Annotated in this window: 9 protein-coding genes and 1 pseudogene; all 10 read right to left on the bottom strand. The window is 64.2% G+C overall.

Going from position 1 to position 10,114, the window contains the following annotated elements; translation table 11 throughout:
• Nucleotides 1-11 precede the first annotated feature (11 nt).
• Nucleotides 12-662, bottom strand: a complete 651-nt coding sequence (gene leuD / locus AB1I47_RS22650) for a 3-isopropylmalate dehydratase small subunit (RefSeq protein ID WP_354685954.1) — start codon at nt 660-662, stop codon at nt 12-14.
• 19 nt (nt 663-681) lie between these two features.
• Nucleotides 682-2,091: a 3-isopropylmalate dehydratase large subunit gene (gene leuC / locus AB1I47_RS22655; RefSeq protein ID WP_354685955.1), complete on the bottom strand. Its 1,410-nt coding sequence runs from the start codon at nt 2,089-2,091 to the stop codon at nt 682-684.
• 571 nt (nt 2,092-2,662) lie between these two features.
• A complete protein-coding gene (locus AB1I47_RS22660) occupies nt 2,663-3,364 on the bottom strand; it encodes an ABC transporter ATP-binding protein (protein WP_354685956.1) in 702 nt (233 codons plus the stop codon).
• Nucleotides 3,364-4,143 carry a high-affinity branched-chain amino acid ABC transporter ATP-binding protein LivG gene (gene livG, locus AB1I47_RS22665; protein WP_354685957.1) on the bottom strand — a complete coding sequence of 260 codons (780 nt, stop codon included), beginning with the start codon at nt 4,141-4,143 and terminating at the stop codon, nt 3,364-3,366. Before livG ends, AB1I47_RS22660 begins: the two co-directional genes overlap by 1 nt.
• Entirely contained in the window at nt 4,140-5,435 is a 1,296-nt protein-coding gene (locus AB1I47_RS22670) for a high-affinity branched-chain amino acid ABC transporter permease LivM (RefSeq protein WP_354685958.1), read from the bottom strand. The genes livG and AB1I47_RS22670 overlap by 4 nt, the downstream gene beginning before the upstream one ends.
• A 12-nt stretch (nt 5,436-5,447) precedes the next feature.
• Nucleotides 5,448-6,374 (bottom strand): high-affinity branched-chain amino acid ABC transporter permease LivH, encoded by a 927-nt coding sequence (livH, locus tag AB1I47_RS22675; RefSeq protein ID WP_354685959.1) that lies wholly within the window; start codon nt 6,372-6,374, stop codon nt 5,448-5,450.
• Between the two features lie 251 nt (nt 6,375-6,625).
• Nucleotides 6,626-7,765, bottom strand: coding sequence for a branched-chain amino acid ABC transporter substrate-binding protein (locus AB1I47_RS22680; RefSeq protein ID WP_354685960.1), 1,140 nt, complete (start codon nt 7,763-7,765; stop codon nt 6,626-6,628).
• Nucleotides 7,766-8,305: 540 nt separating this feature from the next.
• A complete protein-coding gene (gene gltA, locus AB1I47_RS22685) occupies nt 8,306-9,607 on the bottom strand; it encodes a citrate synthase (RefSeq protein ID WP_354685961.1) in 1,302 nt (433 codons plus the stop codon).
• A gap of 43 nt (nt 9,608-9,650) precedes the next feature.
• Nucleotides 9,651-9,938, bottom strand: a complete 288-nt coding sequence (locus tag AB1I47_RS22690) for an FAD assembly factor SdhE (protein WP_354685962.1) — start codon at nt 9,936-9,938, stop codon at nt 9,651-9,653.
• A gap of 79 nt (nt 9,939-10,017) precedes the next feature.
• A pseudogene (gene sdhB / locus AB1I47_RS22695) lies at nt 10,018-10,114 on the bottom strand (succinate dehydrogenase iron-sulfur subunit); the annotation flags it as partial.

Below are 10,114 nucleotides of genomic sequence, written 5' to 3' on the forward strand. Positions count from 1 at the left end.
CTCGTTGAGTCTTATCCGACCAGGCGGTTGTTCAGCCACGGCATCTTGGCGACGCGTTCGGCCTCATAGGCCTTGATCTTGTCGGCATGGCGCAGCGTCAGGCCGATATCGTCGAAGCCGTTCAGCATGCAGTACTTGCGGAACGGGGCGATATCGAACTCGTAGGCCTGTCCCGACGGCGTGATCACCACCTGCTTGTCCAGGTCGATGGTCAGCTTGTAGCCGTTGAAGGCGTTGGTCTCGTTGAACAGGTGGTCGACCTGCTGCTCGGTCAGCACCACCGGCAGCAAGCCGTTCTTGTAGCAGTTGTTGAAGAAGATATCGGCGAAGCTGGGCGCGATCACGGCGCGGAAGCCGTATTGCGTCAGCGCCCACGGCGCGTGCTCGCGCGAGCTGCCGCAGCCGAAGTTGCGGCGTGTCAGCAGGATCGATGCGCCCTGGTAGCGCGGCTGGTTCAGCACGAAGTCCGGGTTCAGCGGACGCTTGCTGTTGTCCATGCCGGGCTCGCCGACGTCCTTGTAGCGCCACTCGTCGAACAGGTTGGGGCCGAAGCCGGTGCGCTTGATCGACTTCAGGAACTGCTTCGGGATGATGGCGTCGGTATCGACGTTCTCGCGGTCGAGCGGCGCCACCAGGCCGCTGTGTACGGTGAACTTGTCCATGTTCTCTTTCCTTGCTTCTTCAGCCCAGCTTGCGGATATCGACGAAATGGCCTTCGATGGCGGCGGCTGCTGCCATCGCCGGGCTCACCAGGTGGGTGCGCCCGCCCGCGCCCTGGCGGCCTTCGAAGTTGCGGTTCGAGGTCGACGCGCAACGCTCGCCCGGATCGAGGCGATCGGCATTCATCGCCAGGCACATCGAGCAGCCCGGCTCGCGCCATTCAAAGCCCGCGGCCTTGAAGATCTTGTCCAGCCCCTCGCGCTCGGCCTGCTCCTTGACCAGGCCCGAGCCCGGCACCACCATCGCCAGCTTCACGTTGGCGGCGACCTTGCGGCCCAGCTTCTGCACCACCCACGCGGCGGCGCGCATGTCTTCGATGCGGCTGTTGGTGCACGAACCGATAAAGACCTTGTCGATATTGATGCTCTCGACCGGCACGTTGGGCTGCAGGCCCATGTATTCGAGCGCGCGCTCCATCGCGTTGCGCTTGTTCGGGTCCTTTTCCTTCTCGGGATCCGGCACGCGGTCTTCGATGCTGACCACCATTTCCGGCGACGTGCCCCAGGTCACCTGCGGACGGACATCTTCGGCACGCAACTCGACCACCTGGTCAAAGTGCGCACCCGCGTCGGAATGCAGCGTGCGCCAGTAAGCGACCGCCTGCTCCCACTCCACGCCCTGCGGCGCATACGGGCGGCCCTTGACGTATTCCAGCGTGACGTCGTCCACGGCCACCAGGCCGGCGCGCGCACCCGCCTCGATGGCCATGTTGCAGACCGTCATGCGGCCTTCCATGGTCAGGTCCCGGATGGCCGAGCCGGCGAACTCGATGGTGAAGCCGGTGCCGCCCGCGGTGCCGATCTTGCCGATCACGGCCAGCACGATGTCCTTGGCGGTGCAGCCGCGCGGCAGCTTGCCTTCCACCTTGACCAGCATGTTCTTGGCCTTCTTGCCCAGCAGCGTCTGCGTGGCCAGCACATGCTCCACTTCCGACGTGCCGATGCCATGCGCCAGCGCGCCAAACGCGCCATGCGTGCTGGTATGCGAGTCGCCGCACACCACCGTCATGCCCGGCAGCGTCGCGCCCTGCTCCGGCCCGATCACGTGCACGATGCCCTGGCGGTGGTCGTTCATCTTGAACTGGGTGATGCCATAGCTGTCGCAGTTGGCATCCAGCGTATCGACCTGCAGCTTCGATACCGGGTCGGCAATGCCGTGGCTGCGGTCGGTGGTCGGCACGTTGTGGTCCGACACGGCCAGGTTGGCGCTGATGCGCCATACCGGACGCTCCGCGATCTTCAGACCTTCGAACGCCTGCGGGCTGGTCACTTCATGCAGCAGGTGGCGGTCGATATAGAGCAGCGTGGTGCCGTCTTCCTCGACGTGGACGGTGTGGTCATCCCAGAGTTTGTCGTAGAGCGTCTTGGCCATGATGCGATGGCGGGCCGGAAGACCGACTCCTTGACAGGAGAGGTCCGCGGTGACCGCGCAGTAGTTTGCAGGGGTTTTATCCGCTTCGGTCGCGGTGACGAGCCGGACAACGATGATGACGATGATCGCGCCGCAAGCCGCCTGAAGCGAGCGTTATTTCAAGCGTTGCTGCGATGCTTGACTTGGCAATCGATTATGCCACAGGGGGTATGGCGGTCAGGCCCTGGGCCGGGCCTGGTGGGGGTGGGAATGTAATGTGATTGGCGAAAGGGGGATTTCGCGGATGGCGAAAAGGTTTGCGTGACGCCGGTTTTCTCCCTCTCCCGCTTGCGGGAGAGGGGCCGGGGGGAGAGGGCAGGAGCGTCAAAGGCTGACGTCCGCGGGTTAAAACCGTTGGCCCCGCTTGATGTGGCTCCTTGCTAGCCCACCCCTCTCCCCGGTCCCTCTACCCCTGAGGGAACACCTTGCTTGGGCTAGCTCGGGCGGCTTTGGCGCACCCAAAACCGCGCTCCTCGTCCGCGTCGTGGCGAGTTCGAAAACCGCCCTCCTCTTTTGCGTTTTGGCGGCTTCGTCAACCGCCGAGGTACGCAGCCTTGATCCGGTCGTTGGCCAGCAGGTTGGCACCCGTATCCGCCAACACCACCTTCCCCGTCTCCAGCACATACCCCCGATCCGCCACCTGCAGCGCCTTGTTGGCATTCTGCTCGACCAGGAACACCGTGACGCCCTCGTCACGAATCGTCCTGATGATGTCGAAGATCTGCGCGATGATCAGCGGCGCCAGGCCCAGCGTCGGCTCGTCCAGCAGCAGCAGCCGCGGCCGGCTCATCAGCGCGCGGCCGATCGCCAGCATCTGCTGCTCTCCGCCCGACATGGTGCCCGCGCGCTGCGCCGCCCGCTGGTTCAACCGCGGGAACAGCTTGAACACGTGCTCGATGCCCGCCTCGATCTCGTCGCGCTTCGAGAAGAATGCGCCCATCTTCAGGTTTTCCAGCACCGTCAGGCTCGGGAACACGCGCCGGCCTTCGGGCGAGATCGCCATGCCCAGACGCATGATCTCGTGCGTCGAGCGGTTGGTGATGTCCTGCCCTTCGAACAGCACGCGGCCTTTAGAAGCGCGCGGCGTGCCGCACACGGTCATCATCAGCGTCGTCTTGCCGGCGCCGTTGCTGCCGATCAGGGTGACGATCTCCCCCTTCTTCACTTCGATCGATACGCCCGACAGCGCCTCGACGGCGCCGTAGTGGGTATGGACCTGTTCCAGCTTCAGCATCAGTCCTCTCCCAGGTAGGCCTTGATCACGCGCGGGTCGTTGCGCACTTCCTCCGGCTTGCCGATCACGATCGGCTTGCCGTGCTCCATCACCAGGATGCGGTCCGACACGCCCATCACCAGGCTCATGTCGTGCTCGATCAGCAGCACCGAGATGCCGAACTCACGCCGCAACTGGTCGATCAGCTGCTGCAGCTCGATCTTCTCCTGCGGATTCAGGCCCGCAGCGGGCTCGTCCAGCATCAGCAGGCGCGGTTTGGTGATCATGCAGCGTGCGATTTCCAGCCTGCGCTGGTGCCCGTACGACAGCGTGCCCGCCTCGCGGTTGGCAACTCTGGTCAGGCCCATGCGCTCGAGCCAGACCGCGGCGCGCTCCAGCGCCTCGCGCTCGGCGCGGCGGTAAGCCGGGGTAGCAAATAGCCCGCGCAGGATGCCGGACTGCACCTGCAGATGCTGCGCCACCAGCAGGTTTTCCACCACCGTCAGCGACTTGAACAGGCGGATATTCTGGAAGGTCCGCACCAGGCCCTTGCGCGCCACCTGGTGGCTGGGCAGGCCGGCAATGGCGTGGCCGTCCAGCGTGACGTCGCCCGCGGTGGGCTTGTAGAAGCCGCCCACGCAGTTGAACACCGTGGTCTTGCCGGCGCCGTTGGGGCCGATGATGGCGAAGACCTCGTCCTTGCGGACATCGAAATCGATGCCGTCCACGGCCAGCAGGCCGCCGAAGCGCATCTGCAGGCCGGATACTTTCAGCAGTTCGGCTTGTTGCAAACCAGTCATCGCGGCAACTCCACGTGGGGACGGCTCGCGGGCAGCAGGCCCTGCGGACGCCACATCATCATCAGCACCATCACCAGGCCGAAGATCAGCATGCGGTATTCGGCAAAGCCGCGCGCCACTTCGGGCAGCACGGTCAGCAGGATCGCCGCCAGGATCACGCCAAGCTGCGAGCCCATGCCGCCCAGCACCACCACGGCCAGGATCAGCGCCGACTCGATGAAGGTGAACGATTCCGGGTTGACCAGCCCCTGGCGCGCCGCGAAGAAGGCGCCGCCGATGCCGGCGAACGATGCGCCCAGCGTGAACGCCGACAGCTTGATGCGGGTCGGGTTCAGGCCCAGCGAGCGGCACGCGATCTCGTCGTCGCGCAGCGCTTCCCAGGCACGGCCCATCGGCATGCGGATCAGCCGGCTGGTGACGAACAGCGTGAAGCCCACCAGCAGCAGCGCCAGCAGGTAGAGGAAGATCACCATGTGCTGGCCGCTGTAATCCAGGCCGATCAGGTCATGGAAGGTTTTCGCGCCCTCCACGCTCGCACTGCGCGCCATCTCGATGCCGAATACGGTCGGCTTCGGGACGCCCGAGACGCCGTCCGGGCCGCCGGTCAGGCTGGTCAGGTTGTTGGCGAGCAGGCGGATGATCTCGCCGAAGCCCAGCGTGACGATGGCCAGGTAGTCGCCGCGCAGCCGCAGCACCGGAAAGCCGAGCAGGAACCCGAAGGCCGCCGACATCGCCGCGGCAATCGGCAGGCATTCCCAGAAGCCCAGACCGAAGTACTGGTTCAGCAGCGCATAGGTATAGCCGCCGATCGCGTAGAAGCCGACATAGCCCAGGTCGAGCAGGCCGGCAAAGCCCACCACGATATTCAGGCCCAGTCCCAGGATCACGTAGATCAGCGCCAGCGTGGCCACGTCGACCGCGCCGCGCGAGCCGAAGAACGGCCACACCAGCCCGACCGCAAGCAGCACCCACACCGCCACGCGCTGCTCGCGCGCGCCCATTGCCGGCAGCGCCGGCAGGCGCACCGCGCTGCCCGCGCGCGACAGCATCGGCTTGAACAACTGAAACAGGAACACCGCGGCGACCGCGATCCACACCGGCCGCCAGTGCGGCTCGAGCACGACCTTGTAGCCTTCCAGCTTGAGCTGCAGGCCCAGGATGGGGATGGTCAGGATCGCCGTCATTACCGCGGCCGTGATCGCATTCTTCAGCGACTGTCCCGGCGTTGCGCCACGCGCGAACGCTTGCCCGGCAGCGATGGTGACAGCGCCGGTAGAAACATTGTTGGTCATGTCGTGCCTCCCTCAGACCTTTTCCACATCGGGCTTGCCCAGCAGCCCGGTCGGACGGAACAGCAGCACCAGCACCAGCAGGCTGAACGCCACCACGTCCTTGTATTCGGCCGGCATGTAGCCCGAGGCGAAGGTCTCCGCCAGGCCCAGCAGCACGCCGCCGAGCATCGCACCCGGGATGCTGCCGATGCCGCCCAGCACCGCCGCGGTAAAGGCCTTGATGCCGGCGATAAAGCCGATAAAGGGATTGAGCTTGCCGATGGTCAGCCCGATCAGCACGCCGCCCACCGCCGCCAGCATCGCGCCCAGCACGAAGGTGAACGAGATCACCTTGTTGGTGTCGATGCCCAGCAGGTTGGCCATGCGCATGTCCTCGGCGCAGGCGCGGCAGGCACGGCCCATGCGCGAGCGGCCGATAAACATGGTCAGCGCGATCATCAGCACCAGCGTCACGCCGACGATCAGCAGGCGCGAATACGGCACCGTCACCATGAAATCGCCGCCCATCTGGAACTCGATGGCGCCCGAGATCAGCACCGGCACGGAGACATCGCGCGCGCCCTGCCCGATCTGGACATAGTTCTGCAGGAAGATCGACATGCCGATGGCGGAGATCAGCGGCACCAGCCGCGGTCCGCCGCGCAGCGGCCGGTATGCCACCCGCTCGACCGCAAAGCCGTAGACCCCGGTGACCATTACCGAGACCAGCAAGGCGGCGCCAAGCACCAGCGGCAGCGGATAGCCCGCCTGGGCGCCGATCGCGGTGAGCGTGACCAGGCCGACATAGGCACCGATCATGTAAATCTCGCCGTGCGCGAAATTGATCATGCCGATGATGCCGTAGACCATTGTGTAGCCGATGGCGATCAACGCATAGATCGCACCCAGCGTCAGCCCGTTGACGAGCTGCTGGGTGAACTGTGGAAGGAATTCATTCATTGGAGGAAGCCTCGAAGCCGCCGGAACTGGCCTCGGCAGGGATGCGCCAAAACCATTCGAACTTGCCAAAGCAAGGTGTCCCTCTCCCCTCATGGGGAGAGGGTTGGGGTGAGGGGTGGGCTAGCAAGGAGCCACATCAAGCCGGGCCAACGGTTTAAACCCAAGACATCAGCCTTTGACCCTCCTGCCCTCTCCCCCTGCCCCTCTCCCGCAAGCGGGAGAGGGGAGCACCCCGTCGGGATGCGAATGCCTTAGTTGGCCGCGGTCTTGCTGGCGTCCTTGTGCCAGGTGTAGACCACGAACTTGAACGACTTCAGGTCGCCCTTCTCGTCGTAGTCGACCTTGCCGATCGGGGTGGTGAAGGCGTTCTTGTGCATGTACGCAGCGACCTTGGCCGGGTCGGTGCTCTTGGCCCCGGCGATGGCGTCGCCGATGATCTTAAGGGCGGCATAGGCCGGCATCTGGAACGGACCGTTGGCATCGCGCTTCTTGTCGGCGAAGGCCTTCACCAGCGCGGCGTTGGCGGGATCGGCCGAGAAGTCGGCCGGCAGCGTCACCAGCATGCCTTCGGAGGACGGGCCGGCGATCGCGGTCACGTCCTTGTTGCCCACGCCCTCGGGGCCCATGAAGGCGGCCTTGACGCCCTGCTCGCGCGCCTGGCGCAGCAGCAGGCCCATTTCCGGGTGGTAGCCGCCGAAGTAGACGAAGTCCACGCCCTGCGACTTGAGCTTGGTGATGACGGCCGAGTAGTCCGAATCGCCGGCGTTGATGCCTTCGAACACCGCGACCGGGATCTTGGCGGCTTCCAGGTCTTTCTTGACCGAGCTGGCGATGCCCTGGCCGTACGACTGCTTGTCGTGCAGCACCGCGACCTTCTTGGGCTTGACCTTGCCGATGATGTACTGGGCGGCGGCCGGGCCCTGCTGGTCGTCGCGGCCGATGGTGCGGAAGATGAACTTGCGCTTCTTGGTTTCGGTCAGTTGCGGGGCGGTGGCCGACGGCGTCACCATCACGATGCCTTCGTTCTCGTAGATGTCCGAAGCCGGGATAGTCGAGCCCGAGCACACGTGGCCGATCACGTACTTGATGTTCTGGCTGACGATCTTGTTGGCAACCGCCACGGCCTGCTTCGGCTCGCAGGCGTCGTCCATCATCACCACTTCGAACTTGTTGCCGCCGGCACCGCCGGCTGCGTTGATCTGTTCGACCGCGGTCAGCGCACCGGCCTTGACCATGTCGCCATACTGCGCCACCGAGCCACTCATCGGGCCGGCAATGGCGATCTTCACGGTTTCGGCATTGGCGGCGGCGCCAAAGGTGGCCAGCATGGCGGCCAGCGAAATGGACGTAATGCGGGACGTAATGCGGGACGTAAGACGGGACAGCGTCATCAGGAGCTCCTCGATTTATGTTTGGGTCAACCGGGCAGAAACGGTATGACCTGCGCAATCGAACAACACCCGCGGGCTACAGAGATCGGACTGGCGGAACAGCGGCCCGAGACGCGGAAGACGGGCCTGCAAGAAGAGACAGCGTATGCGGGGCCCGGCATGTGTCAGCCCCCGTTGACGTATGGGGACCAAGGTTCGGAAAGACAACGTTGATGCGTTCTCTATTGCGCAAGCGATTCGCCTGCCCCGCTTGCCGCACCGCACGCCGGAAGGGTGGCCCGGCTGCCGTCGGCAAAGCAGCCCGCATTATAGGGTCAAATTTCCTGCTGCAAAGGGGAATCGCACAATATATGCGGAACTGTTTTGGCAAAACGCGACACAATTTTTCACGTATTGCGCTCCGGACTGCGTGGGGTGCAATTTCCTGCCCTTCGCACCGCCGCAGTGCACAAAGGATGCTGACGCTACAAAAACAAACGCCCCGGCGGGCCGGGGCGTTTGAAATTGCTGCAGTGCGCAGCACGGCGAAAGGCGCGGCGCTTAGCGCTTGGCCACGTCCGGCACCTCGCGGGTGGCGGCGCCAACGAACAGCTGGCGCGGACGGCCGATCTTGTATTCCGGATCGGTGATCATCTCTTCCCACTGCGAGATCCAGCCGGGGGTGCGGGCCAGCGCGAAGATGCAGGTGAACAGCGACGTCGGGATGCCCAGCGCGCGCTGGACGATGCCCGAGTAGAAGTCGACGTTCGGGTACAGCTTGCGGCTGACGAAGTACTCGTCTTCCAGCGCGATCTTTTCCAGCTCCATGGCCAGCTTGAACAGCGGGTCGTTGTGCAGGCCCAGCTCTTCCAGCACTTCGTGGCAGGTTTCGCGCATCAGCTTGGCGCGCGGATCGTAGTTCTTGTACACGCGGTGGCCAAAGCCCATCAGGCGCACGCCCGAGTTCTTGTCCTTCACCTGCTTGATGAACTCGCCGATGTTGTCGACGCTGCCGATCTCTTCCAGCATCTTCAGCGCGGCTTCGTTGGCGCCGCCGTGGGCCGGGCCCCACAGGCAGGCCACGCCGGCGGCAATGGCTGCGAACGGGTTGGTGCCCGACGAACCGGCCAGGCGCACGGTCGAGGTCGACGCGTTCTGCTCGTGGTCGGCGTGCAGGATGAAGATGCGGTCCAGCGCGCGCTCCAGCACCGGGTTCACGGTGTACGGGGCGCACGGCGTGGCGAACATCATGCGCATGAAGTTGCCCGAGTAGGACAGGTCGTTCTGCGGGTAGATGTACGGCTGGCCGATGTTGTACTTGTACGCCATGGCGACCAGGGTCGGCATCTTGGCGATCAGGCGGATGGCCGAGATCTCGCGCTGGTGCGGATCGTCGATGTCCATCGCGTCATGGTAGAACGCGCTCATGGCACCGACCATGCCGGTCAGCACGGCCATCGGGTGCGCATCGCGGCGGAAACCGCGCATGAAGAACTGCATCTGCTCGTGAACCATCGTGTGGTTCATCACGTGGCCGACGAATTCTTCCTTCTGCTTGGCGTTGGGCAGTTCACCCTTGAGCAGCAGGTAGCAGGTCTCGAGGTGGTCGCACTTCTGCGCCAGTTGCTCGATCGGGTAGCCGCGGTACAGCAGCTCGCCCTTGTCGCCGTCGATATAGGTGATCTTGGAATTGCACGAAGCCGTCGACATGAAACCGGGGTCGTAGGTGAACTTACCGGTTTGTCCGTACAGCTTGCGAATGTCGATCACGTCCGGGCCAACGGTGCCCGTATAAATCGGCAGCTCAACGCTGGGGGAACCATCGGAGAACGATAGCGTGGCTTTCACATCGGACGGCGTCATGTCGGATCCTTCAAATGCTGTGAATAATAATGTTGACCAAAACTCAGACCGAACGCAGCAGGCTCAGTACGCGCTGCATCGGGGGCGTGTCGAGCTCACCGTCCAGTTCCTTGCGGGCAAGGAGCAGGTCCATCAACTCGTTGTCGCTGAGTTCGAACAGGGTGCTCAGCGAAGCCACGTCCTCGTCGGACAGGCTCTCCTCGTAACGGTTGAAAAAACGTTCGACGATGATGTCGTTCTCCAGCAGGCCGCGGCGGGCGCGCCAGCGCAGACGTGCGCGCTTGTGCGGGTCGGCCTGGTGGGAGAAGGTGGTGGCAGGACTCTCAGTCATGGCTTCCTACTTTCGGCGCGCCAGCCAGATATAGCCGCTCTGGCTGACACGCCGCTTACTACTGCAGACAGCCGCAGGATCAAACCGCGCGGCGGACCATCAGCTCCTTGATCTTGCCGATGGCCTTGGTCGGGTTCAGTCCCTTCGGGCACACATCGACGCAGTTCATGATGCTG

It is taken from the genome of Cupriavidus necator (assembly GCF_040578825.1).
GTDB classification, from domain to species: Bacteria; Pseudomonadota; Gammaproteobacteria; order Burkholderiales; family Burkholderiaceae; genus Cupriavidus; species Cupriavidus necator_E.

What these genes read in the sequence shown, in the direction of transcription:
- leuD (WP_354685954.1), bottom strand. Translation starts at nt 662, where the DNA reads ATGGACAAGTTCACCGTACACAGCGGCCTGGTGGCGCCGCTCGACCGC.
- gltA (WP_354685961.1), bottom strand. Translation starts at nt 9,607, where the DNA reads ATGACGCCGTCCGATGTGAAAGCCACGCTATCGTTCTCCGATGGTTCC.
- AB1I47_RS22660 (WP_354685956.1), bottom strand. Translation starts at nt 3,364, where the DNA reads ATGCTGAAGCTGGAACAGGTCCATACCCACTACGGCGCCGTCGAGGCG.
- AB1I47_RS22670 (WP_354685958.1), bottom strand. Translation starts at nt 5,435, where the DNA reads ATGACCAACAATGTTTCTACCGGCGCTGTCACCATCGCTGCCGGGCAA.
- leuC (WP_354685955.1), bottom strand. Translation starts at nt 2,091, where the DNA reads ATGGCCAAGACGCTCTACGACAAACTCTGGGATGACCACACCGTCCAC.
- AB1I47_RS22690 (WP_354685962.1), bottom strand. Translation starts at nt 9,938, where the DNA reads ATGACTGAGAGTCCTGCCACCACCTTCTCCCACCAGGCCGACCCGCAC.
- livG (WP_354685957.1), bottom strand. Translation starts at nt 4,143, where the DNA reads ATGACTGGTTTGCAACAAGCCGAACTGCTGAAAGTATCCGGCCTGCAG.
- livH (WP_354685959.1), bottom strand. Translation starts at nt 6,374, where the DNA reads ATGAATGAATTCCTTCCACAGTTCACCCAGCAGCTCGTCAACGGGCTG.
- AB1I47_RS22680 (WP_354685960.1), bottom strand. Translation starts at nt 7,765, where the DNA reads ATGACGCTGTCCCGTCTTACGTCCCGCATTACGTCCCGCATTACGTCC.